Consider the following 21,419-nt stretch of genomic DNA (forward strand, 5'->3'; position numbering starts at 1 on the left):
GGTGACAACGTGTCGATCACTGTGAAGTTGATCAACCCCATTGCGATGGAAGAGGGCTTGCGCTTTGCCATCCGCGAAGGTGGCCGCACGGTTGGCGCTGGCGTCGTTGCCAAGATCATCGCTTAATTCTTTTGTGGCGCAGCAGTGCAAAGGATTGGCCTTTGCACTGTAGCAAGCAGAATACTCACCACAAGGAATTGACATGTCATCCAAGCAAAAAATCCGCATCCGCCTGAAGGCGTTTGACTACAAATTGATCGACCAGTCCGCTGCCGAGATCGTTGATACCGCCAAGCGCACAGGCGCGATTGTCAAGGGCCCTGTGCCTTTGCCAACCCGCATGAAGCGCTTTGACATCTTGCGTTCACCGCACGTCAATAAGACCAGCCGTGACCAGTTGGAAATCCGTACGCACCAGCGTTTGATGGACATCGTGGATCCGACTGACAAAACAGTCGACGCCCTGATGAAGCTCGATCTGCCTGCAGGCGTGGACGTAGAAATCAAGCTGCAGTGATGCAGTTTGGGATGGCTGAAAAGCCATCCGAACACTTGAAATAGAGTCCGACTTGCCATAAATGGCGAGTCGAGCTATAATTTCAGGCTCACTTGATAAAGGTGAGATTTATTAACAGTCTTTCACACACCAAACGTGGCTGCCAATTGAAGTGGCCACGGTGGAAGTTTTGGAGAAAACAATGAGTCTTAGTAACTCCCTCGGGTTGCTGGGTCGCAAGGTGGGCATGATGCGTCTGTTCACTGATGATGGGGATTCCGTTCCTGTCACAGTGCTGGATGTGTCCAACAACCGTGTATCCCAGGTCAAAACCCAAGAGAACGATGGCTATGTCGCTTTGCAAGTGACATTTGGTGCCCGCAAGGCATCGCGCGTGACCAAGCCCATCGCTGGTCACCTGGCCAAAGCCGGTGTTGAAGCCGGTGAAATCATTCAAGAATTCCGCGTGACCTCTGACACAGCAGCCCAGTACGCCGCAGGCGCTACTGTGCCTGTCGCAGCCGTGTTTGCTGTGGGCCAGAAAGTGGACGTGCAAGGCACCTCCATCGGTAAAGGCTTTACAGGCACGATCAAGCGTCACAACTTCAAATCACAGCGCGCATCGCACGGTAACAGCCGTTCGCACAACGTGCCTGGTTCGATTTCGATGGCACAAGATCCTGGCCGCGTGTTTCCTGGCAAAAAAATGTCGGGTCACCTCGGAGATGTCACTTGCACCACGCAGAACCTGGCCGTCATCCGCGTTGACGAAGCCCGTGGTCTGCTGATGATCAGGGGCGCCATTCCTGGTTCTAAAGGCGGCTTCGTGACTGTGCGTCCCGCCGTTAAAGTTAAAGGAGCGAACTGATGCAGCTCGAACTCCTGAACGACCAAGGTCAAGCCGCATCCAAAGTGGACGCGCCCGAGACTGTGTTCGGTCGTGAATACAACGAAGCCCTGATCCACCAAATCGTGGTGGCTTACCAGGCCAATGCCCGTCAAGGCACTCGCGCTCAAAAGGACCGTGAACAAGTTCACCACTCCACCAAGAAGCCTTTTAAACAAAAAGGTACGGGTCGCGCTCGTGCTGGTATGACTTCCTCGCCTTTGTGGCGTGGTGGTGGTCGGATTTTTCCGAACATGCCCGACGAAAATTTCACACAGAAAATCAACAAGAAGATGTACCGCGCGGGTATGACTTCGATCTTCTCCCAGTTGGCCCGCGAAGGTCGACTGGCCGTGGTGGATTCTTTCAAGGTTGACACGCCCAAAACAAAGCAGCTCGCTGCCAAGTTCAAGGCTATGAGTCTCGACAACGTGCTGGTGATCGCCGACGAAGTCGACGAAAACTTGTACCTGGCATCGCGCAACCTGATCAACATCCTGATTGTTGAACCACGTTACGCCGATCCCGTGTCTTTGGTGAACTTCAAGAAAGTCCTCGTGACCAAAGGCGCCATGGACAAACTCAAGGAGATGTTTGCATGAGCGCCGTGAAGTTTGACGAAGGTCGTCTGATGTCCGTGCTGGTGGCCCCCATCGTGTCCGAAAAGGCCACCATGGTTGCTGAAAAAACCAACACCGTGACTTTCAAAGTGCTGCAGGACGCTACCAAGCCTGAAATCAAAGCCGCTGTGCAATTGATGTTCAAGGTCGAGGTCAAAGGCGTGTCTGTGGTGAATACCAAGGGCAAGACCAAGCGTTTTGGCAAGACCATTGGCCGTCGCGACAACATTCGCAAGGCTTATGTCACGCTGCAACCAGGTCAAGAGCTGAACCTGTCTGGGGAGGCCGCGTAATCATGGCTGTCATCAAGATCAAACCGACATCCCCAGGCCGTCGTGGCGTGGTGAAAGTCACGCGTGACCACCTGCACAAAGGTGAAGGTTACGCGCCGTTGCTGGAACCCCAGCATCAGAAGTCCGGCCGTAACAACAACGGTCATATCACAACTCGCCACAAAGGCGGTGGTCACAAGCACCACTACCGTGTGGTCGATTTCAAGCGCAACAAAGATGCGATTCCGGCGAAAGTCGAGCGCATTGAGTACGACCCCAACCGTACTGCGCACATTGCTTTGTTGTGTTACGCCGATGGCGAGCGCCGATACATCATTGCACCTCGTGGCATTGAAGCCGGTGCAACGCTGATGTCGGGTGCAGAAGCCCCGATCCGCGCTGGCAACACCTTGCCTATTCGTAACATCCCCGTGGGTTCGACCATCCATTGCATCGAGCTCAAGCCCGGTGCGGGTGCCCAGATCGCACGCTCGGCAGGTGCTTCGGCTACCTTGCTGGCTCGTGAAGGCATCTACGCTCAGGTGCGTATGCGCTCCGGTGAAGTTCGCAAGATCCACATCGAGTGCCGCGCCACGATTGGTGAAGTCGCCAACGAAGAACACAGCCTGCGCCAATTGGGCAAGGCCGGTGTCAAGCGTTGGATGGGTATCCGCCCAACGGTTCGTGGCGTAGCCATGAACCCTGTGGATCACCCGCACGGTGGTGGCGAAGGCCGTACCGGCGAAGGCCGTCATGCAGTAGACCCGTGGGGCAACCTCACCAAGGGCTACCGTACCCGTAACAACAAGCGCACACAGGTCATGATCGTGTCGCGTCGCAAGAAGTAAGGGTTAGACAATGACACGCTCTCTCAAAAAGGGTCCCTTCGTTGACCACCATTTGCTGGCAAAGGTTGAAAAAGCCGTTGCCACCAAAGACAAAAAGCCCGTCAAGACATGGTCGCGTCGCTCCATGGTTCTGCCCGATTTCATCGGTCTGACCATCGCCGTTCACAACGGCAAGCAACACGTTCCTGTTTATGTGACCGACCAAATGGTTGGTCATAAATTGGGCGAATTCGCACTGACCCGGACATTCAAGGGTCATCCTGCGGACAAAAAAGTCCAGAAGAAATAAGGAAAGACCATGGAAACACGTGCAGTCCTCCGGGGCGTCCGTTTGTCGGTCGATAAAGGCCGCTTGGTCGCCGATTTGATTCGCGGTAAAAAAGTGGATCAAGCTCTGAACATCCTGACATTCACGCAGAAAAAAGCTGCGGGCATCGTCAAAAAGGTTCTCGAGTCCGCCATCGCCAACGCTGAGCACAATGACGGCGCCGACATTGACGAGTTGAAGGTGAAAACCATCTACGTCGAACAAGGCACCACGCTCAAGCGTTTCACAGCCCGTGCCAAAGGCCGTGGCAACCGTATCAGCAAGCCCACATGCCATGTGTATGTGACGGTCGGCAACTAAGCCAGGGAAGAAACATGGGACAAAAAATCCATCCTACCGGCTTCCGTTTGGCCGTGAGCCGTAACTGGTCCAGCCGTTGGTACGCCAGCAACAAAGACTTCGCCGGCATGCTGGCTGAGGACATCAAGGTGCGTGAGTACCTCAAGGCCAAGCTCAAGAATGCCGCGGTTTCCCGCGTACTGATTGAGCGTCCAGCCAAGAGCGCCCGCATCACCATTTTCTCGGCTCGTCCAGGTGTGGTGATCGGCAAGAAAGGCGAAGACATCGAGTTGCTCAAGAAAGAACTCGCTCTTCGTCTGGGTGTGCCAGTGGCCGTGAACATCGAAGAAGTGCGCAAGCCTGAAATCGATGCGCAACTGATCGCTGACAGCATCACGCAACAGCTCGAAAAGCGGATCATGTTCCGTCGCGCCATGAAGCGCGCCATGCAAAACGCCATGCGTCTGGGTGCCCAAGGCATCAAGATCATGTCGGCTGGCCGCTTGAACGGCATCGAAATTGCGCGTACCGAGTGGTACCGCGAAGGCCGTGTGCCATTGCACACCCTGCGCGCTGACATCGACTACGCCACTTCCGAAGCCAAGACCACCTACGGCATCATCGGTGTCAAGGTCTGGGTCTACAAAGGTGACACCTTGGGTCGCAATGACGCTCCTGCACTGGCCGAGCCTCGTGCCGAAGAAGAACGCCGCCCACGTGGTCCACGCCGTGATGCACGTCCAGGTGAGCGCCCCGCAGGCGATCGCCGAGGCGGCCCACGTCGCCCCGCTGGCACCAACACAGCACCTACCGATGGCAGCGACAAGCCTGCCGGCGCAGGTGGTGATGCCAAACCCGCCGTTAAGCGCGTACGCACAGTCGCCGCGCCAGCTGCAGCAGCTGACGGTCAATAAGGAGTAATTACATGCTGCAACCTGCTCGCAGAAAGTTCCGCAAGGAACAGAAAGGCCGTAACACCGGCGTCGCTACCCGTGGCAACACGGTGGCGTTCGGTGACTTCGGCCTGAAGTCCACAGACCGTGGCCGTTTGACGGCCCGCCAGATCGAATCCGCACGTCGTGCGATTTCCCGTCACGTCAAGCGTGGCGGTCGTATCTGGATTCGTGTGTTCCCTGACAAGCCGATTTCCACTAAGCCTGCTGAAGTGCGTATGGGTAACGGTAAAGGTAACCCCGAATACTATGTAGCTGAGATCCAACCCGGAAAGGTGCTCTACGAAATCGTAGGCGTTCCAGAAGAGTTGGCCCGCCAAGCCTTTAAATTGGCCGCTGCCAAGTTGCCCTTGCGCACCACTTTTGTGGCACGCATGATTGGCCAATAATTCAGGAGAAACAAGAAATGAACGCTGCTGAATTGCGCCAAAAAGACGTTGCTGGTGTGAAAGACGAGATCAAAGCGCTCCAAAGAGCCCACTTTGGCCTGCGTATGCAAAAAGCCACGCAACAACTCGGCAATACCGGAACGTTGAGCGAAACCCGTCGCTCGATCGCTCGTGCCAAAACCATCCTTGCCCAAAAGCAAGCCGCCAAGTAAGGAGTGACCATGACGGAAGCTAAAACATCCCTCAAGCGCACCTTGATTGGCAAGGTGGTCAGCGACAAGCGTGCCAAGACCGTGACCGTGCTCGTCGAGCGTCGTGTGAAACACGCGCTTTACGGCAAGATCGTGGCCAAGTCGAGCAAGTACCACGCGCACGACGAAACAGGTCAATACCACCTGGGCGACACCATCGAAATCACGGAAAGCCGTCCGATTTCGAAGACCAAAAACTGGGTGGCCAGCCGCCTGGTGCAGAAAGCCGAAGCGGTCTGAGTTTAAAACCCGGACTTGTGCAAACTTTCTGAAAACGACCCACAATGGTGGGTCGTTTTTTTTTACCTTCGGCGCATTAGCCAAACATTCAAATGGAGCACAACATGATCAAAGTCGGCGATACATTGCCAGCAGTCACCCTGATGGAATACGTTGAAGTGGAGGGCAACGGCTGCAGCATTGGCCCCAATCCGGTGGACGTGGCCAAAGCCACAGCAGGAAAAACCATTGCCCTGTTTGCCTTGCCTGGCGCTTTCACGCCCACCTGCTCGGCAAAGCATGTTCCAGGTTACGTAGAAAACCACGATGCCTTGAAAGCGGCAGGCGTCGATGAAATTTGGTGCGTGAGCGTGAACGACGCTTTCGTCATGGGTGCATGGGCCCGTGAACAAAAAACAGGTGCCAAAGTTCGCATGTTGGGTGACGGCAGTGCCGATTTCACCAAGGCCACCGGCTTGAGCTTGGACCTGACGGGTCGTGGCATGGGCGTGCGCAGCAACCGCTACTCCATGCTCGTGAAAGACGGCAAAGTCGCAAGCTTGAACAACGAAGGTCCTGGTAAATTTGAAGTCAGCGATGCGGCGACGCTGCTGGCGCAAGCCAAAGGTTGAATGCCACTGGCCAAAAAAAAGGGACCTTGGATCCCTTTTTTTCCTCTTGGGCGGCTCAAGCGATGTCGACTTTGAGGTAGTGGGCCCCCGCGAAGGGGTTGTGATAGTAGGGCGGTATCTCCATAAAGCCCAAGTCTTCGTAAAGGGCCCGGGCTGACTCCATGTCATCCAGTGTGTCGAGCAGGACGCAGTTGTAACCCGCTTTGCGGGCGGCGTCGAGAATGCCTTCGGTCAATCGACGGCCCAAACCCAAACCTCTGAAAGCTGGGCGGACATAGAGGCGTTTCATTTCAGCTGCATTGGCGTAATCAGAACTGTCCAAGGGGCGCAAGGCGCAGCACCCTGCCAAAGCATCGTCAACCCAAGCCAACAAGAGTGCGCCCCGAGGTTCGGTGTATTCACCAGGCAAACTTTGAAGTTCGTTTTCGAAACCTTGGAAACACAAATCCACTTTCAGGCTTTGTGCATAGTCCTGAAAGATGGCGCGCGTCAACTCCCAGTCAGAAGAACTGGCCGGTTGCTGCAATAGAACGATTGGCATGAGCAAGTTGGACTAAAAAACCAAACCACAGTGTAGCTGCAGCCGAGTGGCCGTCATGGGCTCAGCTGCCTATGGAGACAAGGCCGAAAACAGCCATGGCCGAAACCAACAGCAGCACCAAGGCCCAAGCACGCGAGCGGCCATGGTCGGCTGAGGGGACAAACGGATCAGACATGGACTTGTCCCCATGCCACATGGCGGGCACCAGCGCCTGGTTTTTTCGCCAGCGGTACCAGGTCAAGGCCAGCAAATGAATGCAGACCAAAAAGATCAAAGTGGTCTTGCCCCATCCTTTGTGCCAGCTGGTGGCCAGAGCGACCCATTGGCCGGAAGCCAGTGAGGACAACGGCCCCATGTTGGCGATTTCATCGTCACTGATGAGACCCGTGCCCACTTGCAAGAACAAAATCAGTAGAAAAGCCACGACGGACCAGGATCCCAAAGGGTTGTGACCCGCAAATTGAGTGAACTTGTCGCGACCTTGAAGATAAGCCCAAACGCGCGAAGGACTGATGGGCAGCTGTGACCAGCGAGACCAGTAGCCGCCAAAAAAACCCCAGAGAACGCGAAACAGCAAAAGTGTCAAAACGCAATAACCCAAACGGAAATGCCACTGCATGGCGTTGCCACCTATATTGCCCGTGATGACCAGGCCAGTCACACAAAGCACCAGCCCCCAGTGAAAAAGGCGGGTGGGAAGATCCCAGATGTGAACTTGAACCATAAGGACTTTCATGGATGCGATTAAAGCCAAGATATGAGAAACTATGTTGCAGTCAGAGCATTGCACTTTGGCCAACACATATCTCATTTGGAGTTGAACATGAAAAGAATGTCAGGTCTTTTTAGCTTGGCCATGGCGATGGCCGTGACCTTACCTGCTCAAGCGCAGTTTGCCAAGCCGGAGGATGCGGTCAAGTACCGCAAAGCAAGTTTCACGGTGATGTCCGCTCATTTTGGCCGATTGGGTGCGATGGCCAATGGACGCGTGCCCTATGACGCCAAAGCCGCTGCCGAAAATGCCGATGTGGCATTGACTCTGTCCAAGTTGCCTTGGGCCGCCTTTGGCGAGGGTACAGACAAAGGCGACACCCGCGCCAAGCCAGAAATCTGGAAAGAGTCTGCCAAGTACAAGGACGCGGCAGACAAAATGCAAGTTGAAATGGGCAAATTGAATGTGGCTGCCAAGGCAGGCAACATCGACGCCTTGAAAGCTGCTTTTGGCCCAGCCGCAGCGTCTTGCAAAGCCTGCCACGACAACTTCCGCAAAGATTGATGAAGGCTTCCTGAGCAGCGGGCCAAAGGGCCTGCTGCTCAGGTTTCTGCCAAGAGTTTTTCAATCAGTTTGTGCAGCTCTGCAAAGTCAGGCGTCCCCACAAAGCGCTTGACGATTTCGCCCTGCTTGTTGACGAGAAACGTGGTGGGCGTGAGTTTGATTTCGCCCCACTCGCGAGCGACTTTGCCTGTATTGTCAATGGCCACCCCAAAGGGGAGTTGTCGCGATTGGGCGAAATTGACCACATAACTGGGTGGGTCGTAGCTCATGGCCACAGCCAAGGTGACATAGCCGCGGTCTTTGAACTTGTTGTAAGTGGCCACCAGTTCTGGCATCTCGGCCACACAGGAGGTGCAACTGGTGGCCCAAAAATTCACCAAAGCGACTTTCCCCTGCAATTGCTTGGAGGTGACCTGGGAGCCATCGAGTAAAACAAAGGTGGATTCAGGCGCGCGGTCACCAGAGCAGCCCCAAAGGGCCAAAGTCACGCCCAGTAACCCACTCCAGAACAACAAACGGCAACCTATAAGTCGCAGATTCAAGAGCATGGCCAGCAGCGTTTTCATGGTTGAAAGTTTAATCCGTTTGCCACGTCAGCCGGTATGGGGGCATTGCGGCTGCCCATGACTGCCGTTCATCGCGCAGATGCACGGAAGCAGCAGTTAACTTCAAACCAGACCCAGCAAAAGCGCTAACAGACCTTGCGGGTCACTGACCATGGGATCATGACCGGTGTGCATCTCCAACACTTGTGCGCCTGGCAGCCAAGATCCATCCCAGAATTTAGGGTCCACCATGCGCAGGCGGCTGACATCGATGGTGCCCAAAGGCGGCGAGGTGCAGTTGATGAAGGTGCGCGGTACGCTGGCGACGCGCTGCGGATCAAAGTCGAGCACTTGTGTGTAAGGGCCGCCCGGGTGTGGGGTTTGACGTCTTTGTACCCAGGCATGGTCGGCATCGCTCAAGCCAAAAACCGAAGGGTCGGGCGCGGGGAAGGCGTGCAAGGGATGGCCTTGCGCAGCAGTGATGCGGGCGTTCCGGGTGGTGCTAGCGTGGGTGCTGCTCCAGCTTTCGCCGGGTTTGGGCAGTACTGCATCCAGATACACAAGTTGGCGTAAGCGCTCGGGTCTGCGGTCGGCCATGGCGGTACCCAGCATGCCAGCGTACGAATGCACCACCAGAACCACCTCGTCCATTTCTTCGGCGTCCATGGCGGCCATCACGTCCGTGATGTGCGTTTCCAGATCGATGCTGGGGTGGAGCAGATGGGCGCGTTCACCCACCCCGGTCAAGGTGACGGCATGGGCGCGGTGCCCGGCACCCATCAAGCCTGGCAGGACCCGCTGCCAACACCATGCGCCGTGCCAAGCCCCGTGAACCAGCAAGAAGTTGGCCATCAAATCACCCCTTTGTCACGCAGAAGGCCCAGTTTTTCAGCATTCCAGCCGAGTACTTCGGACAAAACTTCGGCAGTGTGCTGGCCCAGCATGGGAGGTGGTAAGTCCTGGCGAACAGGGGTGCGACTCATCTTGATAGGGCTGGCCACCAGTTTCAGGTCAGGTTTGATGGGGTGTTGCCAATCCTGCACCATGCCGCGGGCCTGGATTTGTGGGTCCACAAAGACCTCGCTCAGGGTGTTGATCGCCCCACAAGGCACCTTGGCGGCTTCGAGGGCTGCCAGCCAGTCGGCCTTGGTGCGGGTTTTCAGGATGCCCTCCAGCAGGGGCACCAGCGTGTCACGGTGGCGAACCCGGTCAGCGTTCAGCGCGTAGCGTGCGTCTTGCACCAGTTCGGGGCAACCCGCTACGGTGCAGAACTTGGCAAACTGCCCGTCGTTGCCCACTGCCAAAATCAGGTGGTCGCGGCTGCCGGGCGCTGAGCCGGTCGGGGCCATGACTTCGAACACTTGGTAGGGCACGATGTTTTGGTGCGCGTTGCCAGCGCGACCCGGCACTTTGCCACTGACGAGGTAGTTGGATCCCAAATTGGCCAGCATGGCCACCTGGGTGTCGAGCAAGGCCATGTCCACTTGCTGGCCTTGGCCGGTGCGTTCGACATGGCGCAGTGCCGCCAAGATGGCTACGGTGGCGTACATGCCGGTGAACAGGTCGGCGACAGCCACGCCCACTTTTTGCGGGCCTCCGCCCAAGTCGTCCCGTTCGCCGGTCACGCTCATCAGGCCGCCGATGCCCTGAACAGCGTAGTCGTAACCTGCCCGCTCGCGGTAAGGGCCGGTCTGGCCAAAGCCGGTTACGCTGCAATACACCAGTTTGGGGCTCAAGGCGCTCAGGCTGGCGTAGTCCAAGCCGTAACGGGCCATGTCGCCGACCTTGAAATTTTCAACAAAGACGTCGCAATGCTTGACCAATTCCCGGATCAGGGCTTGACCCTCTGCTTGGGCGATGTCGCAGGTCACCGACCGCTTGTTGCGGTTGGCCCCCAAGTAATAGGCGGCCTCGGCGGTGTCTTGGCCTTGGGCATTTTTCAAAAAGGGTGGCCCCCAGGTGCGGGTGTCGTCGCCAGTGCCGGGGCGCTCGATCTTGATGACATCGGCCCCCAGGTCGGCCAAAGTCTGGGTACACCAAGGGCCCGCCAGAACGCGGGAGAGGTCGAGAACGCGGATGCCGTCAAGTGAATTCATGGGACACATTGTCGCCAAAACCCAATGCGGCTGCTGATCAGGATAATCACCCCATGCGAATTCATTCCTCGGCCCTGATGGCCTGCCTCTTAGGGGCCCTGACTTTGAGCGCTTGCAGCCCTGAACAAAACTGGCGGGACGTGACTTTTGAGGGCAGTGCGCTCAAAGTTCAATTGCCCTGCAAACCTGACCGAACCACCCGCAGCGTGCCCTTGGGCGGCTTGCCTGTCGACTTGCAAGTCGTGGGCTGCGAAAGCGGCACTGCCATGGTGGCGGTGATGAGCGCTGCCTTGCCTGCCGGGTCCGACGCCAGCGCGGTGATGGCCGCCTGGCAAAAAGTCACCCTGGACAATGCCCGCGTGACACAACCCTTGGCGGCCGGGCGGCAGCAGGCTTGGCATCGCCCTGGCCAGTTGCCCTTGGCGACTTCTTTGCGGGTACAAGCCCCGGGCCTGCGCGCCAATGGCGAGCCGGTGAACATGGACGCTGTGTGGGGAGCGGTGGCTGAAGGAGAGCGGGTGAGGCTGGTCCATGCCGTTATTTATGACCGCAAAATCGCCGTGGAATTGTCCATGACCTTGTTTGAAAGTATCCAACCATGAGCGTCACCATCGTGAGCAGCAACACATTGACGCATCCCGACCACTTGCCGCGCCGCATGGCGGTGGTGGTGTTTCTGGCCTTTGCGCTGGCCTATTTTTTCTCTGCCCTGGTTCGGGCCATCACCGCCACCCTGTCGCCCACCTTGACCAGCGAATTCAGCCTGAGTGCGCAAGACCTCGGCCTGCTGGCAGGAGGGTACTTTTTGGGCTTTTCGCTCACCCAACTGCCTTTAGGGCGCTGGCTGGACCAGCACGGACCCAAAAAAGTCATCCTGGCTTTTTTGAGCTTTGCGGTGCTGGGTTGCCTGGCTTTCTCGTGGGCCGACAGTTTTCATGGCTTGCTGGCTGCGCGCGTGTTGTGTGGCATGGGCGTGAGTGCTTGTTTGATGGCCCCACTCACAGGTTACCGGCGGTGGTTTGACGCCAGCACCCAGTTGCGCACCAACTCGTGGATGCTGATGACGGGGTCTTTGGGCATGCTGGCGGCCACCTTGCCTGTGCAGTGGCTCATGCCCATCTGGGGCTGGCGCGCCCTGTTTGTGATGCTGGGCGTGATGATCGCCATCGCCATGTTGTTGATCGCCTTGTTGGTGCCGGTATGGCAAAAGTCCACGCCCACGGTAGCCACATTGCAAACGCCACTCGACGACGACGGCAGTTACCGCGAAATCTGGCGCAGCGCTTATTTTTGGCGCATGACACCGATTGGCTTCTTTACCTACGGCGGCATGGTGGCCATTCAGACCCTGTGGGCGGGCCCTTGGATGACGCAGGTGGCGGGTTGGACGGCGTCTGAGGCGGCATCGGGCTTGTTCCTGATTAACCTGGCTATGCTGGTGACCTTTTGGTTGTGGGGCCTCATCACGCCGGGACTGGCACGCCGGGGCATCCCGGTCGAGCGCCTGATCGCCTGGGGATTGCCATTGAGTTTTGGGGTCATCGCGGCCCTGGTTGGGATTGGCCCTGCCATAGGCGACGCCGCGGCCGTGGGCGTGGCGCTGTTTTGCGTCAGCAGCACCTTCGTGTCGCTGGCCCAGCCGGCAGTTGGCATGGCTTTTCCATCGCACTTGGCGGGGCGCGCTTTGTCGGCTTACAACCTGGTGATTTTTGCGGGCATTTTTGTGGTGCAGTGGGGCATAGGCTTGCTGGTCGATGCCGGGCGCGGCCTGGGCCTGGCCAATGCCCAGGCCTACCAGGTGGCACTGGCCTGTTTCGGCGTTGCATCGGTGGCTTCTTGGGCGTTCTTCGTGCTGAAAACCCCGCGCAGAGTCGATAATCAGACCCCACCATGATCGGCATCCTCATCATCGCCCATGCTCCGCTGGCCACCGCCTTGCGCGAGTGCGCCCTGCACGTCTTTCCCGATTGCGCCAATGGCGTGCTGGCGCTGGACGTGTTGCCCAACGACACACCCGAAGACAGCCTGACCCGCGCGCGCGAGGCCATGGCCGCGCTGGACACGCCAGATGTGTTGCTGCTCAGTGACGTGTTTGGTGCCACGCCCTGCAATGTGGCCCAGCAGCTGGGCGATGGGCTGCACACGCGTCTGGTAGCCGGGGCCAATTTGCCCATGCTGCTGCGCAGCGTGTGCTATCGACACGAAAGCCTGGATGCGCTGGCCGCACGCGCCCACGCAGGCGGCACCCAGGGCGTGATGCCCGTGGGCAGCACCGCACCCCAAAACCAAACCGGACAGAGACATGCCCCAAGCCAACGTGACCATCAGCAATAAACTGGGCTTGCATGCCCGCGCATCGGCCAAGTTGACCAAACTGGCGGGCAGCTTTCCTTGCGATGTCTGGATGAGCAAGGGTGAGCGGCGCATCAATGGCAAAAGCATCATGGGCGTGATGATGTTGGCCGCCGGTCTGGGCAGTGAGGTGATGGTTGAGACCCTGGGCGAGCGAGAAGAAGAAGCCTTGACGGCGCTGTTGGCCCTGATCGACGACAAGTTTGGCGAAGGCGAATAAGCCATGACCTTCAGCATCCATGGCCTGGCAGTGGCGCGCGGCATCGCCATCGGGCGTGCCGTTTTGGTGGCCTCCAGCCGGGCCGATGTGGCCCACTACTTTGTGAAGCCCGACCAGGTCAACGCCGAAATCCAACGTTTGCGCGTGGCCCGCGATGCGGTGGTTGACGAGCTGCAGCGCCTCCAAAAAGACATGCCCAAGGACGCGCCGCACGAGCTAGATGCCCTGCTGGATGTGCACTTGATGCTGCTGCAAGACGAAGAGCTGACCTCTGGCGTGGTGCAATGGATCAAAACCCGCCTGTACAACGCCGAGTGGGCACTGACCAGTCAGCTCGACATCATCGTGCGTCAGTTCGAGGAAATGGAAGACCCTTACCTGCGCGAACGCAAGGCCGACATGGAGCAAGTGGGCGAGCGGGTGCTGCACTGCCTCAAGGGCACAGGGCCCATGGTGGCGCAAACCAAGCGACCCCAGCGGCCCCAGCAAGAGCTGCAACTGGGCGACACCGATGTGCCCCTGGTGCTCGTGGCGCACGACCTGTCGCCCGCCGATATGCTCCAGTTCAAACAAAGTGTTTTCACTGGCTTTGTGACCGATGTCGGCGGCAAGACCTCGCACACGGCCATCGTGGCGCGCAGCCTGGATATTCCGGCGGTGGTGGGTGCACGCACCGCCAGCCAGTTGGTCAAACAAGACGATTGGGTGATCATCGACGGTGATGCGGGCGTGGTCATCGTGGACCCTTCACCCATCATCTTGGCCGATTACGGTTTCAAGCAGCGGCAGGGCGATCTGGAGCGTGAGCGCCTGGCGCGCTTGCGCCATACCCCGTCCGTCACGCTCGATGGTCAAAAAATCGAGCTGTTGGCCAACATCGAAATGCCTGAAGACACCGTGGCTGCAATCACGGCGGGCGCGGTTGGTGTGGGGCTGTTCCGCAGTGAATTTTTGTTCATGGGCCGCCAGGGCCATTTGCCTAACGAAGAGGCGCAATACCAAGCCTACCGCCGTGCGGTGGAAGGCATGAATGGCTTGCCAGTGACCATCCGCACGGTGGACGTGGGGGCCGACAAACCGCTGGACGACACCCGTCATGAAGCTTCTCACCTGAACCCTGCGCTGGGCTTGCGCGCCATTCGTTGGTGCTTGGCCGACCCGGCCATGTTCTTGACCCAATTGCGTGCTATTTTGCGTGCTGCAGCGCATGGTCAAGTCAACTTGCTCGTCCCCATGTTGGCGCATGGCAGCGAGATCCGTCAAACGCTGGCCCTGATCGCGCAAGCCCGCCACGAACTGGACCGCCGCGGCGAAGCCCATGGTCCGGTGCGATTGGGCGCGATGATCGAAATCCCGGCGGCGGCTTTGTCTTTGCGCTTGTTTCTCAAACACTTTGACTTTTTGTCCATCGGCACCAATGACCTCATTCAGTACACCTTGGCCATTGACCGCGCTGACGAGTCTGTTGCGCATTTGTACGATCCCATGCATCCGGCCGTGTTGCACCTGATCGCTGACACCATTGCCGAAAGCCATCGGCAGGGCAAAAGCGTTTCAGTGTGCGGTGAGATGGCGGGCGATGTGGCCATGACCCGGTTGTTGCTGGGCTTGGGCTTGCGCAGCTTCTCCATGCATCCTTCGCAAATTCTGTCGGTCAAGCAACAGGTGTTGCGCTCGGATTGCGCCAAGCTGGCGCTATGGGCTGAGCAGGTTTTGGACAGCGATGACCCGGCGAGTTACATGGCCCGCTGAAAACAGCGGGCACAGGCGTGACTCAAACACATTGAGGCGTGCCTGAACTCAAGCCTTGTTGAGTTTGTCCTGGGTGCGGGTGTCGAAATCGCTGGCGTCGTGGCGTTCGTGCAGTTGTGACTCTGGGGTGCCCATCACGCGGTTCACCATGCGCCCACGTTGTACGGCTGGGCGTTGCGCGAGCTCATTGGCCCAGCGCTGAACATGGGTGTATTCCTGCACCTGCAAGAACTCACCCGCGCCGTAAAGCAGACCTTTGGCCAGGGCGCCGTACCAGGGCCAGATGGCGATGTCGGCGATGGTGTAGTCGTCGCCCGCGATGAAACGGTGCTCGGCCAGGCGGCGGTCGAGCACATCCATCTCGCGTTTGACCTCCATGGCAAAGCGGTCTATGGCGTATTCGATCTTGACCGGCGCATAGGCGTAAAAATGGCCAAAACCACCGCCCAAATAAGGCGCGCTGCCCATTTGCCAAAACAGCCATGACATGCACTCGGCGCGTTTAGCCGGATCGGTGGGCACCAAGACGCCGAACTTTTCGGCCAAGTACAGCAAAATGGCCCCTGACTCGAACACCCGCACGGATTGCTCACCGCTGCAGTCCAACAGCGCAGGAATTTTGGAGTTGGGGTTCACGCTCACAAATCCGCTGCTGAACTGTTGGCCCTCTTGAATGCGGATCAGCCAAGCGTCGTATTCAGCACCTGCGTGCCCCAGGCCCAGCAACTCTTCGAGCATGACCGTCACCTTCACGCCGTTGGGCGTGCCCAGCGAGTACAACTGAAGCGGGTGTTTGCCGCGCGGCAGGTCTTGTTCGTGCGTCGCACCAGAGATAGGGCGGTTGATATTGGCAAAGCGCCCGCCGTTGGCTTTGTTCCAAGTCCACACGGAGGGAGGGGTGTAAGTGCTGGCGTCGGTCATGGTGTTGAAGGTCCAAGTGCGGTTGATCAAAAAATGGGGCTTCAGGCCTTCTCGGCCAAGCTCATTTGCGCCGAGTGGGCTTGTTGGTCTGCGTGGTAACTGCTGCGCACCATCGCACCCACAGCCGCGTGCGAAAAGCCCATTTCGTAGGCCTTGGTTTCGAACATTTTGAAGGTGTCGGGGTGCACATAGCGGCGCACTGGCAGGTGGCTGTTGCTGGGGGCCAGGTATTGGCCAATGGTCAGCATTTCGATGTTGTGCGCGCGCATGTCGCGCATGACGTCCAGAATTTCTTCGTCGGTCTCGCCCAGGCCGACCATCAGGCCGCTTTTGGTAGGCACATTTGGAAGCAACGCCTTGAATTTTTTCAGCAGGTTCAGCGAGAACTGGTAGTCCGAGCCGGGGCGTGCTTCTTTGTACAGGCGCGGCACGGTTTCCATGTTGTGGTTCATCACGTCAGGCGGCGCGGCTTTCAAAATCTCTAGGGCGCGGTCGTCGCGCCCCCGGAAGTCGGGCACCAGCACCTCGATTTGGGTTTGTGGTGACAACTCGCGGGTCTTGCGGATGCATTCCACAAAGTGGCCCGCACCGCCGTCGCGCAGGTCATCGCGGTCCACGCTGGTGATCACCACGTATTTCAGTTTGAGCTGCGCAATGGTCTTGGCCAGGTTGTCGGGCTCGTTCACGTCCAGCGGATCGGGTCGGCCATGGCCCACATCGCAAAAAGGGCAGCGGCGTGTGCACTTGTCGCCCATGATCATGAAGGTGGCCGTGCCCTTGCCAAAGCATTCGCCGATGTTGGGGCAGCTGGCTTCTTCGCATACGGTGACCAGTTTGTTGGCGCGCAGCACGTCCTTGATTTCGTAAAAGCGGGTGGTGGGCGAGCCCGCTTTGACGCGGATCCATTCGGGCTTTTTCAGCACTTCGGCCTGTTCCACTTTGACCGGAATGCGCGAGAGTTTGGCCGCCGCTTTTTGCTTGGCCATGGGGTCGTAGTTTTCAAGGGTTTGGACTTCGCGGACCACGGGGCGTTCGGTGGGGGTGTTGCTCATGGCTTTCTTTCGGTCGCCGCTAGGCGGCGTTGTGGCCTGTCGGTGTGAATGGGTTAGGGGGCTCGGGGTGGCTTCAAAGGCGTGCGGCCAGTTCGGCGGCCAGCACCTGTGCGGCCTCTTGCCAGGTGGTCTCTACCCCGATTGTAAAAAGGTCCACGGTTTTTAACCCGACATAACCACAGGGATTGATCCGCTCAAAGGGTTGAAGGTCCATGGCCACGTTCAGGGCCGCGCCGTGGTAAGTGCAATGGCGGCTAACCTTGATGCCTAAAGCGCTGATCTTGCCCAGGCCCTTGAACGGGTCGCTGGCCAAGGACGGGCCCACCAGTGCCGCATGGCTGTAAGGGTCGTTTAGGTTCACGTAAATACCCGGTGCGCCCGCCACGCGGTGGCCGGTAACGCCAAAGTGGGCCAAGGTGCGGATGATCGATTCCTCGAGCTTGAAAACGTATTCCTTGACGTAGTAACCGGCGCGCTGCAGATTGACCAAGGGATAGGCCATGACCTGGCCGGGGCCATGAAAAGTGATTTGCCCGCCCCGATTGGTCTGCACCACCGGAATGTCGCCAGGCATCAACAGGTGTGAGGCCTGTCCCGCCAGCCCCTGCGTGAACACCGGGGGGTGCTCGCAAATCCAGAGTTCGTTGGGCGTGTCGGCGCTGCGCTCTGCGGTGAAGGCCTGCATGGCCGCGTAGGTGGGCAAGTAGTCCACCCGCCCGAGCAGTCGGATGTCCATGTTCAGAGGACGATTTTGACCATCGGGTGCGAGGTCAGTGCGCGGTAGAGGTCGTCGAGTTGTTCGCGGCTGGTGGCCGTGATGTTGAGCGTCACGCCCAAATAGTTGCCGCCCTTGCTGGGGCGCAACTCAATGGAGCGGGCGTCGAAGCCGGGGTCAAACTGCAGGGCGACTTGGCACATGGCTTCGGCAAAGCCGTCCACCATCGCACCCATGACCTTGATCGGAAAGACCGATGGGTACTCGATCAGGGTGTCTTTGCGCGGGTCTTTGCCGTTGGGCGGGGTGGTGGAGGCGCTCATGGAAAATGTCGTTCGGTTCGCCAGATTAACGCCACACCAGCACGGCCAAAACCGCCAACCAGCCCAAGGCGAAATTGGTCAGCACCATGGGGTGAATTTGCCCCAAAGCCTTGCCAGCCGCAGGCCAGTCGGACACCGACACGGCAGCTTTCAGGCGCCGAAACGGGGCAAACCAAATGTGCGCAAAGATCAGGCACATCAAGACACCCAGCCCCGACATGGCGTGCCAACCTCGGGGGGCAAGTTTCATGTCGGTCATGGACAGCATCCAGAAGCCCGACGCCAAAATCAGAGCGACCGACACCCAGACCATGTTGAAAAAGCGCGACAAAACGCCCGCCATCAGGGTCAAGCGTTCAGGCGGTGCCATTTGGGCAATGACCACAGGGCGCAGCGCCAATATGACCAAAGCCATGCCACCCATCCAAACGATAGCGGCGGCAAGGTGGAAAAATTTAAGCCATTCGTACATGAAAACCGCCTGATTTCGCGTGGATAAAAGAAATTCTCAGCCAACGCGATACGCCATTGTGTCCTCAGGGACTGAGCTTGGCTTTTGAAAGGTGAAAAAATTGATGTAAAAAATCGAGCACGCAAGGGTTTCTAGTTATAATTTTATGCTTTGTGGTCGTCAACTGATCTGTAACCTGATTGTAATTTGAGATGGTCAAAATTGCATCATCGCAAAACAATCCGCAAGTTAAAGACGGTGCTGCCGAAGTCTCGGATGATGAATTCAAGACTTTGTCAGCCGAAGAGGCGGCGGCTTGGCGGTTAAGCCATCCTCAAACCTCACCATGGCATGTCTTGTTCCTGCAAATAGGGATAGGCGCTTTGATGGTGATGTTGACCGGATTGTTCAGCCGAGAATTCCATTTGGCCGCATCTGTGGCTTGGGGTTGCGCATCGGCTGTGATCCCTGCTGTGGTTTTCATCAGGGCTTTGAGCAGGCAAATGCGACAAATTCAACCTAAAGTTGTCTTGGCGGGTTTGTTCTTTTGGGAGTTGGTCAAGATCATCTTGACCGTGGCGTTGCTCTTGGTGGCGCCAAAAGTGATTTCGAATTTAAGCTGGCTCGCCCTGGTGGCTGGCTTTGTGGTGACGATCAAGGTGTATTGGCTGGCCATGGCGCTGGGCTATATGCAACGGAAATCGAAGCCGACTATTTTTTGAACTGATTGGTGATTTATGGCTGCTGAAAACGCTGGCGCGCACGCCCCAACGGCTGGAGAGTACATCCAGCATCACTTGCAGCACTTGCAAATGAACTTTTCATTTGAAGGTGTTAAGCAAACAAGCATTGTGGATTTCAGTTTGTTCAACCTCGACTCGGTTGTTCTGTCGGTGTTTTTGGGTGTGGTAGGTTGCTTTCTTTTGTGGTCGGCTGCCCGCAAAGCCACATCGGGTGTGCCGGGGCGCTTCCAGGCGGCTGTTGAGTTGCTGTCCGAAATGGTCGAAAACCAAGCCAAAGGGGTTATTCGCAACGCCAACAGCCGCAAGCTGATTTCACCGCTGGCTCTGACGGTTTTTGTTTGGATTTTTCTGATGAATGCCATGGACATGCTGCCGGTGGACTTGCTCCCAGGCGCATGGCATGCAGTGGGTCCTGCATTGGGTTTCAAAGATTACATGCGTGTGGTCCCAACCGCTGATTTGTCAACAACTTTGGGTTTGTCATGCTCTGTGTTGTTGATTTGTTTGTTTTACAACATCAAAATCAAGGGCCTCGGCGGCTGGGTGCATGAGCTCATTTCGGCGCCTTTTGGTGACCATTGGTCGCTGTACCCTATCAATTTCTTGATGCAGATGATCGAATATCTGGCCAAGACGGTCTCGCATGGCATGCGGCTGTTTGGCAACATGTTTGCAGGTGAGTTGGTGTTCATGCTGATTGCCCTCATGGGCGGCGGCTGGGCATTGTCAGCAACCGGTGTGGGCTTGGCCATTGGCCACATTATCGGTGGCACGGTGTGGACTTTGTTCCACATTTTGGTGATCACTTTGCAAGCTTTCATCTTTATGATGTTGACGCTGGTCTACACAGGCCAAGCGCACGACGCGCATTGATGACATTTTTTTCGTTTCTTGTTTCTTTTTTCCTCTCACTTTAGGAGCTTCACATGGAAAACATTCTCGGCCTGGTGGCATTGGCTTGCGGTTTGATCGTTGGTTTGGGCGCTTTGGGTGCCTCCATTGGCATTGGCATGATGGGTGGCAAATTCCTCGAATCCGGTGCACGTCAGCCTGAATTGATGAACGAGTTGCAGACCAAAATGTTTTTGCTGGCTGGTTTGATTGACGCCGCCTTCTTGATCGGTGTGGCCATTGCGTTGTTGTTCGCTTTCGCCAATCCCTTCATTCTGAAGTGATTCACGCACCTCTTCCCCTAGAAGAAGGACCGAACCGTGAACATTAACGCTACTCTGTTCATACAGATGATCGTTTTTGCGATTTTGGTGTGGTTCACGATGAAATTCGTGTGGCCCCCAATCACAAAAGCGCTTGACGAACGGGCACTGAAAATCGCTGACGGTCTCGCTGCCGCAGACAAAGCCAAAGCCGAACTCAGCAACGCCAATGCGCGTGTGGAGTCCGAACTGGCCCAGTCGCGCAATGAGTCCGCATCGCGTTTGGCCGATGCCGAGCGCCGTGCAAATGGCATTGTTGAAGAAGCCAAAGCACGAGCCACCGAAGAAGCCAACAAGATCATCATTGCTGCAAAAGCCGAGGCTGAGCAGCAAGCTGTCAAAGTGCGCGAGAGTCTGCGAGAGCAGGTCGCAGCTTTGGCGGTCAAGGGTGCCGAGCAGATTCTCCGCAAGGAAGTCAACGCTGGTGTCCACGCTGATCTGCTGAGCCGCCTCAAGACCGAGCTGTAAGAAGCTCCAGCCAGAGAAGACCATGGCAGAACTTGCTACCATCGCCCGCCCTTATGCCGATGCGCTTTTCAAAGCGCAGGCATCCGATCTTGCTGGCACGGCCGCTTGGCTGGACGAACTTGCGGCCATTGCCGAGAACGCGCAACTGCAACAGTTTGTCGACAGCCCCAAAGTGTCCGATGCGCAGGCATTCGATCTGATCTCTGGCTTGCTGCGCACTGCACTGCCCGAGGCTGGCAAGAATTTCCTGCAACTGGTGATCGAAAATAGCCGTCTCAGTGCGCTGCCTGTCGTTGCACAGCAGTACAGGGCCCTTGTGAATGCGCAAAGTGGCACCGCTGACGCGGTGGTCTACAGCCCATTCCCCATTGACGCATCGGCCTTGGCCGACTTGTCGTCCACGCTCGAGAAACGCTTTGCGCGCAAGCTCAATGTGTCTGTCGAGCTCGATGCCACCTTGATTGGCGGCATCTGTGTGGTGGTGGGCGACGAGGTGCTCGATACCTCTGTCAAGGCCCAACTGGAACAAATGAAATCGGCCCTCACCGCTTGATGCGGATTGAGACCGGACATATTT

General features: G+C 57.4%; 33 protein-coding genes and 1 pseudogene. 24 read left to right on the plus strand and 10 right to left on the minus strand.

The genetic code is table 11. The features are described from left to right. The 13 genes and pseudogenes from B9Z49_RS06000 to B9Z49_RS06060 form a co-directional block, all read left to right on the plus strand. Positions 1 to 126, plus strand: a pseudogene (locus B9Z49_RS06000) (elongation factor Tu); the annotation flags it as partial. A 76-nt stretch (positions 127 to 202) separates the two neighbouring features. Continuing rightward, positions 203 to 517, plus strand: a complete 315-nt coding sequence (rpsJ, locus tag B9Z49_RS06005) for a 30S ribosomal protein S10 (RefSeq protein ID WP_019426908.1) — start codon at positions 203 to 205, stop codon at positions 515 to 517. Positions 518 to 698: 181 nt separating this feature from the next. Continuing rightward, positions 699 to 1,364, plus strand: coding sequence for a 50S ribosomal protein L3 (gene rplC, locus B9Z49_RS06010; RefSeq protein WP_108352547.1), 666 nt, complete (start codon positions 699 to 701; stop codon positions 1,362 to 1,364). Then, positions 1,364 to 1,984: a 50S ribosomal protein L4 gene (rplD, locus tag B9Z49_RS06015; protein ID WP_108352548.1), complete on the plus strand. Its 621-nt coding sequence runs from the start codon at positions 1,364 to 1,366 to the stop codon at positions 1,982 to 1,984. The genes rplC and rplD overlap by 1 nt, the downstream gene beginning before the upstream one ends. After that, positions 1,981 to 2,295, plus strand: a complete 315-nt coding sequence (gene rplW / locus B9Z49_RS06020; RefSeq protein ID WP_108352549.1) for a 50S ribosomal protein L23 — start codon at positions 1,981 to 1,983, stop codon at positions 2,293 to 2,295. The genes rplD and rplW overlap by 4 nt, the downstream gene beginning before the upstream one ends. 2 nt (positions 2,296 to 2,297) lie before the next feature. Beyond that, positions 2,298 to 3,122 carry a 50S ribosomal protein L2 gene (rplB, locus tag B9Z49_RS06025; RefSeq protein ID WP_019426904.1) on the plus strand — a complete coding sequence of 275 codons (825 nt, stop codon included), beginning with the start codon at positions 2,298 to 2,300 and terminating at the stop codon, positions 3,120 to 3,122. 10 nt (positions 3,123 to 3,132) lie between these two features. Further along, complete coding sequence (gene rpsS, locus B9Z49_RS06030) at positions 3,133 to 3,411, plus strand: 30S ribosomal protein S19 (RefSeq protein ID WP_007847809.1); 279 nt, start codon at positions 3,133 to 3,135, stop codon at positions 3,409 to 3,411. A 9-nt stretch (positions 3,412 to 3,420) separates the two neighbouring features. Further along, on the plus strand, positions 3,421 to 3,750 hold the full coding sequence (rplV, locus tag B9Z49_RS06035) for a 50S ribosomal protein L22 (protein WP_019426902.1): 330 nt from the start codon (positions 3,421 to 3,423) through the stop codon (positions 3,748 to 3,750). 14 nt (positions 3,751 to 3,764) lie between these two features. After that, positions 3,765 to 4,643 carry a 30S ribosomal protein S3 gene (rpsC, locus tag B9Z49_RS06040; RefSeq protein WP_108352550.1) on the plus strand — a complete coding sequence of 293 codons (879 nt, stop codon included), beginning with the start codon at positions 3,765 to 3,767 and terminating at the stop codon, positions 4,641 to 4,643. Positions 4,644 to 4,654: 11 nt separating this feature from the next. After that, entirely contained in the window at positions 4,655 to 5,071 is a 417-nt protein-coding gene (rplP, locus tag B9Z49_RS06045; RefSeq protein ID WP_108352551.1) for a 50S ribosomal protein L16, read from the plus strand. A 17-nt stretch (positions 5,072 to 5,088) separates the two neighbouring features. Continuing rightward, complete coding sequence (gene rpmC, locus B9Z49_RS06050) at positions 5,089 to 5,283, plus strand: 50S ribosomal protein L29 (protein WP_108352552.1); 195 nt, start codon at positions 5,089 to 5,091, stop codon at positions 5,281 to 5,283. A 9-nt stretch (positions 5,284 to 5,292) separates the two neighbouring features. Continuing rightward, on the plus strand, positions 5,293 to 5,562 hold the full coding sequence (gene rpsQ / locus B9Z49_RS06055) for a 30S ribosomal protein S17 (protein ID WP_053172811.1): 270 nt from the start codon (positions 5,293 to 5,295) through the stop codon (positions 5,560 to 5,562). A 104-nt stretch (positions 5,563 to 5,666) separates the two neighbouring features. After that, positions 5,667 to 6,173 carry a peroxiredoxin gene (locus B9Z49_RS06060; RefSeq protein WP_108352788.1) on the plus strand — a complete coding sequence of 169 codons (507 nt, stop codon included), beginning with the start codon at positions 5,667 to 5,669 and terminating at the stop codon, positions 6,171 to 6,173. Positions 6,174 to 6,228: 55 nt separating this feature from the next. On the opposite strand, the gene B9Z49_RS06065 is transcribed toward B9Z49_RS06060, so the two are convergent. Together B9Z49_RS06065 and B9Z49_RS06070 are read right to left on the minus strand one after the other, a co-directional pair. After that, positions 6,229 to 6,714 (minus strand): GNAT family N-acetyltransferase, encoded by a 486-nt coding sequence (locus B9Z49_RS06065; protein WP_108352553.1) that lies wholly within the window; start codon positions 6,712 to 6,714, stop codon positions 6,229 to 6,231. A 61-nt stretch (positions 6,715 to 6,775) separates the two neighbouring features. Next, a complete protein-coding gene (locus tag B9Z49_RS06070; protein ID WP_108352554.1) occupies positions 6,776 to 7,438 on the minus strand; it encodes a cytochrome b/b6 domain-containing protein in 663 nt (220 codons plus the stop codon). A gap of 99 nt (positions 7,439 to 7,537) precedes the next feature. Here B9Z49_RS06070 and B9Z49_RS06075 point away from each other — a divergent pair, with 99 nt between their 5' ends. Further along, positions 7,538 to 7,990, plus strand: coding sequence for a cytochrome c (locus B9Z49_RS06075; RefSeq protein WP_108352555.1), 453 nt, complete (start codon positions 7,538 to 7,540; stop codon positions 7,988 to 7,990). A 38-nt stretch (positions 7,991 to 8,028) separates the two neighbouring features. On the opposite strand, the gene B9Z49_RS06080 is transcribed toward B9Z49_RS06075, so the two are convergent. The 3 genes from B9Z49_RS06080 to B9Z49_RS06090 all read right to left on the minus strand — a co-directional run bounded on the left by B9Z49_RS06080 (position 8,029) and on the right by B9Z49_RS06090 (position 10,631). Next, positions 8,029 to 8,556 carry a peroxiredoxin gene (locus tag B9Z49_RS06080; protein WP_233254533.1) on the minus strand — a complete coding sequence of 176 codons (528 nt, stop codon included), beginning with the start codon at positions 8,554 to 8,556 and terminating at the stop codon, positions 8,029 to 8,031. Between the two features lie 102 nt (positions 8,557 to 8,658). Next, complete coding sequence (locus B9Z49_RS06085) at positions 8,659 to 9,387, minus strand: alpha/beta hydrolase family protein (RefSeq protein ID WP_108352556.1); 729 nt, start codon at positions 9,385 to 9,387, stop codon at positions 8,659 to 8,661. Continuing rightward, complete coding sequence (locus B9Z49_RS06090; protein WP_108352557.1) at positions 9,387 to 10,631, minus strand: CaiB/BaiF CoA-transferase family protein; 1,245 nt, start codon at positions 10,629 to 10,631, stop codon at positions 9,387 to 9,389. The genes B9Z49_RS06085 and B9Z49_RS06090 overlap by 1 nt, the downstream gene beginning before the upstream one ends. Positions 10,632 to 10,684: 53 nt before the next feature. Here B9Z49_RS06090 and B9Z49_RS06095 point away from each other — a divergent pair, with 53 nt between their 5' ends. The 5 genes from B9Z49_RS06095 to ptsP are packed head-to-tail and all read left to right on the plus strand — an operon-like array spanning position 10,685 to position 14,955. After that, positions 10,685 to 11,233 carry a hypothetical protein gene (locus tag B9Z49_RS06095; protein WP_108352558.1) on the plus strand — a complete coding sequence of 183 codons (549 nt, stop codon included), beginning with the start codon at positions 10,685 to 10,687 and terminating at the stop codon, positions 11,231 to 11,233. Beyond that, positions 11,230 to 12,525: an MFS transporter gene (locus B9Z49_RS06100; RefSeq protein ID WP_108352559.1), complete on the plus strand. Its 1,296-nt coding sequence runs from the start codon at positions 11,230 to 11,232 to the stop codon at positions 12,523 to 12,525. Before B9Z49_RS06095 ends, B9Z49_RS06100 begins: the two co-directional genes overlap by 4 nt. Next, positions 12,522 to 12,965 (plus strand): PTS sugar transporter subunit IIA, encoded by a 444-nt coding sequence (locus B9Z49_RS06105; protein WP_108352790.1) that lies wholly within the window; start codon positions 12,522 to 12,524, stop codon positions 12,963 to 12,965. Before B9Z49_RS06100 ends, B9Z49_RS06105 begins: the two co-directional genes overlap by 4 nt. Then, complete coding sequence (locus B9Z49_RS06110; protein WP_108352560.1) at positions 12,934 to 13,203, plus strand: HPr family phosphocarrier protein; 270 nt, start codon at positions 12,934 to 12,936, stop codon at positions 13,201 to 13,203. Before B9Z49_RS06105 ends, B9Z49_RS06110 begins: the two co-directional genes overlap by 32 nt. A gap of 3 nt (positions 13,204 to 13,206) precedes the next feature. After that, positions 13,207 to 14,955: a phosphoenolpyruvate--protein phosphotransferase gene (ptsP, locus tag B9Z49_RS06115; protein ID WP_108352561.1), complete on the plus strand. Its 1,749-nt coding sequence runs from the start codon at positions 13,207 to 13,209 to the stop codon at positions 14,953 to 14,955. A gap of 48 nt (positions 14,956 to 15,003) precedes the next feature. On the opposite strand, the gene yghU is transcribed toward ptsP, so the two are convergent. The 5 genes from yghU to B9Z49_RS06140 all read right to left on the minus strand — a co-directional run bounded on the left by yghU (position 15,004) and on the right by B9Z49_RS06140 (position 18,438). After that, positions 15,004 to 15,876, minus strand: coding sequence for a glutathione-dependent disulfide-bond oxidoreductase (gene yghU / locus B9Z49_RS06120; RefSeq protein WP_108352791.1), 873 nt, complete (start codon positions 15,874 to 15,876; stop codon positions 15,004 to 15,006). A gap of 41 nt (positions 15,877 to 15,917) precedes the next feature. Beyond that, complete coding sequence (gene lipA / locus B9Z49_RS06125; protein WP_108352562.1) at positions 15,918 to 16,928, minus strand: lipoyl synthase; 1,011 nt, start codon at positions 16,926 to 16,928, stop codon at positions 15,918 to 15,920. A gap of 73 nt (positions 16,929 to 17,001) precedes the next feature. Beyond that, the gene (gene lipB / locus B9Z49_RS06130; protein WP_108352563.1) at positions 17,002 to 17,664 is read right to left on the minus strand and encodes a lipoyl(octanoyl) transferase LipB; all 663 of its coding nucleotides are present in this window, start codon (positions 17,662 to 17,664) and stop codon (positions 17,002 to 17,004) included. Between the two features lie 2 nt (positions 17,665 to 17,666). Further along, positions 17,667 to 17,966 carry a DUF493 family protein gene (locus B9Z49_RS06135; RefSeq protein ID WP_108352564.1) on the minus strand — a complete coding sequence of 100 codons (300 nt, stop codon included), beginning with the start codon at positions 17,964 to 17,966 and terminating at the stop codon, positions 17,667 to 17,669. 25 nt (positions 17,967 to 17,991) lie between these two features. After that, complete coding sequence (locus B9Z49_RS06140) at positions 17,992 to 18,438, minus strand: CopD family protein (RefSeq protein ID WP_108352565.1); 447 nt, start codon at positions 18,436 to 18,438, stop codon at positions 17,992 to 17,994. A gap of 191 nt (positions 18,439 to 18,629) precedes the next feature. Here B9Z49_RS06140 and B9Z49_RS06145 point away from each other — a divergent pair, with 191 nt between their 5' ends. From B9Z49_RS06145 to B9Z49_RS06165, 5 genes are read left to right on the plus strand one after another with little or no spacing between them, the layout of a single operon-like run. Then, positions 18,630 to 19,139, plus strand: a complete 510-nt coding sequence (locus tag B9Z49_RS06145) for an ATP synthase subunit I (RefSeq protein ID WP_108352566.1) — start codon at positions 18,630 to 18,632, stop codon at positions 19,137 to 19,139. A gap of 15 nt (positions 19,140 to 19,154) precedes the next feature. Continuing rightward, entirely contained in the window at positions 19,155 to 20,033 is an 879-nt protein-coding gene (gene atpB, locus B9Z49_RS06150) for a F0F1 ATP synthase subunit A (protein WP_108352567.1), read from the plus strand. 53 nt (positions 20,034 to 20,086) lie between these two features. Continuing rightward, complete coding sequence (gene atpE, locus B9Z49_RS06155) at positions 20,087 to 20,335, plus strand: F0F1 ATP synthase subunit C (RefSeq protein ID WP_108352568.1); 249 nt, start codon at positions 20,087 to 20,089, stop codon at positions 20,333 to 20,335. A gap of 36 nt (positions 20,336 to 20,371) precedes the next feature. Continuing rightward, entirely contained in the window at positions 20,372 to 20,842 is a 471-nt protein-coding gene (locus B9Z49_RS06160; protein WP_108352569.1) for a F0F1 ATP synthase subunit B, read from the plus strand. 22 nt (positions 20,843 to 20,864) lie between these two features. Continuing rightward, the gene (locus B9Z49_RS06165; RefSeq protein ID WP_108352570.1) at positions 20,865 to 21,395 is read left to right on the plus strand and encodes a F0F1 ATP synthase subunit delta; all 531 of its coding nucleotides are present in this window, start codon (positions 20,865 to 20,867) and stop codon (positions 21,393 to 21,395) included. The last annotated feature ends 24 nt before the right edge of the window (positions 21,396 to 21,419 follow it).

The organism is Limnohabitans sp. 2KL-51, from assembly GCF_003063645.1.
Taxonomy (GTDB): Bacteria; Pseudomonadota; Gammaproteobacteria; order Burkholderiales; family Burkholderiaceae_C; genus Limnohabitans_A.

Excerpts from the sequence above, each read along its gene's own strand:
- rpsJ (WP_019426908.1), top strand. The coding sequence starts at position 203 with ATGTCATCCAAGCAAAAAATCCGCATCCGCCTGAAGGCGTTTGACTAC.
- rplC (WP_108352547.1), top strand. The coding sequence starts at position 699 with ATGAGTCTTAGTAACTCCCTCGGGTTGCTGGGTCGCAAGGTGGGCATG.
- rplD (WP_108352548.1), top strand. The coding sequence starts at position 1,364 with ATGCAGCTCGAACTCCTGAACGACCAAGGTCAAGCCGCATCCAAAGTG.
- rplW (WP_108352549.1), top strand. The coding sequence starts at position 1,981 with ATGAGCGCCGTGAAGTTTGACGAAGGTCGTCTGATGTCCGTGCTGGTG.
- rplB (WP_019426904.1), top strand. The coding sequence starts at position 2,298 with ATGGCTGTCATCAAGATCAAACCGACATCCCCAGGCCGTCGTGGCGTG.
- rpsS (WP_007847809.1), top strand. The coding sequence starts at position 3,133 with ATGACACGCTCTCTCAAAAAGGGTCCCTTCGTTGACCACCATTTGCTG.
- rplV (WP_019426902.1), top strand. The coding sequence starts at position 3,421 with ATGGAAACACGTGCAGTCCTCCGGGGCGTCCGTTTGTCGGTCGATAAA.
- rpsC (WP_108352550.1), top strand. The coding sequence starts at position 3,765 with ATGGGACAAAAAATCCATCCTACCGGCTTCCGTTTGGCCGTGAGCCGT.
- rplP (WP_108352551.1), top strand. The coding sequence starts at position 4,655 with ATGCTGCAACCTGCTCGCAGAAAGTTCCGCAAGGAACAGAAAGGCCGT.
- rpmC (WP_108352552.1), top strand. The coding sequence starts at position 5,089 with ATGAACGCTGCTGAATTGCGCCAAAAAGACGTTGCTGGTGTGAAAGAC.
- rpsQ (WP_053172811.1), top strand. The coding sequence starts at position 5,293 with ATGACGGAAGCTAAAACATCCCTCAAGCGCACCTTGATTGGCAAGGTG.
- B9Z49_RS06060 (WP_108352788.1), top strand. The coding sequence starts at position 5,667 with ATGATCAAAGTCGGCGATACATTGCCAGCAGTCACCCTGATGGAATAC.
- B9Z49_RS06065 (WP_108352553.1), bottom strand. The coding sequence starts at position 6,714 with ATGCCAATCGTTCTATTGCAGCAACCGGCCAGTTCTTCTGACTGGGAG.
- B9Z49_RS06070 (WP_108352554.1), bottom strand. The coding sequence starts at position 7,438 with ATGGTTCAAGTTCACATCTGGGATCTTCCCACCCGCCTTTTTCACTGG.
- B9Z49_RS06075 (WP_108352555.1), top strand. The coding sequence starts at position 7,538 with ATGAAAAGAATGTCAGGTCTTTTTAGCTTGGCCATGGCGATGGCCGTG.
- B9Z49_RS06080 (WP_233254533.1), bottom strand. The coding sequence starts at position 8,556 with ATGAAAACGCTGCTGGCCATGCTCTTGAATCTGCGACTTATAGGTTGC.
- B9Z49_RS06085 (WP_108352556.1), bottom strand. The coding sequence starts at position 9,387 with ATGGCCAACTTCTTGCTGGTTCACGGGGCTTGGCACGGCGCATGGTGT.
- B9Z49_RS06090 (WP_108352557.1), bottom strand. The coding sequence starts at position 10,631 with ATGAATTCACTTGACGGCATCCGCGTTCTCGACCTCTCCCGCGTTCTG.
- B9Z49_RS06095 (WP_108352558.1), top strand. The coding sequence starts at position 10,685 with ATGCGAATTCATTCCTCGGCCCTGATGGCCTGCCTCTTAGGGGCCCTG.
- B9Z49_RS06100 (WP_108352559.1), top strand. The coding sequence starts at position 11,230 with ATGAGCGTCACCATCGTGAGCAGCAACACATTGACGCATCCCGACCAC.
- B9Z49_RS06105 (WP_108352790.1), top strand. The coding sequence starts at position 12,522 with ATGATCGGCATCCTCATCATCGCCCATGCTCCGCTGGCCACCGCCTTG.
- B9Z49_RS06110 (WP_108352560.1), top strand. The coding sequence starts at position 12,934 with ATGCCCCAAGCCAACGTGACCATCAGCAATAAACTGGGCTTGCATGCC.
- ptsP (WP_108352561.1), top strand. The coding sequence starts at position 13,207 with ATGACCTTCAGCATCCATGGCCTGGCAGTGGCGCGCGGCATCGCCATC.
- yghU (WP_108352791.1), bottom strand. The coding sequence starts at position 15,876 with ATGACCGACGCCAGCACTTACACCCCTCCCTCCGTGTGGACTTGGAAC.
- lipA (WP_108352562.1), bottom strand. The coding sequence starts at position 16,928 with ATGAGCAACACCCCCACCGAACGCCCCGTGGTCCGCGAAGTCCAAACC.
- lipB (WP_108352563.1), bottom strand. The coding sequence starts at position 17,664 with ATGGACATCCGACTGCTCGGGCGGGTGGACTACTTGCCCACCTACGCG.
- B9Z49_RS06135 (WP_108352564.1), bottom strand. The coding sequence starts at position 17,966 with ATGAGCGCCTCCACCACCCCGCCCAACGGCAAAGACCCGCGCAAAGAC.
- B9Z49_RS06140 (WP_108352565.1), bottom strand. The coding sequence starts at position 18,438 with ATGTACGAATGGCTTAAATTTTTCCACCTTGCCGCCGCTATCGTTTGG.
- B9Z49_RS06145 (WP_108352566.1), top strand. The coding sequence starts at position 18,630 with ATGGTCAAAATTGCATCATCGCAAAACAATCCGCAAGTTAAAGACGGT.
- atpB (WP_108352567.1), top strand. The coding sequence starts at position 19,155 with ATGGCTGCTGAAAACGCTGGCGCGCACGCCCCAACGGCTGGAGAGTAC.
- atpE (WP_108352568.1), top strand. The coding sequence starts at position 20,087 with ATGGAAAACATTCTCGGCCTGGTGGCATTGGCTTGCGGTTTGATCGTT.
- B9Z49_RS06165 (WP_108352570.1), top strand. The coding sequence starts at position 20,865 with ATGGCAGAACTTGCTACCATCGCCCGCCCTTATGCCGATGCGCTTTTC.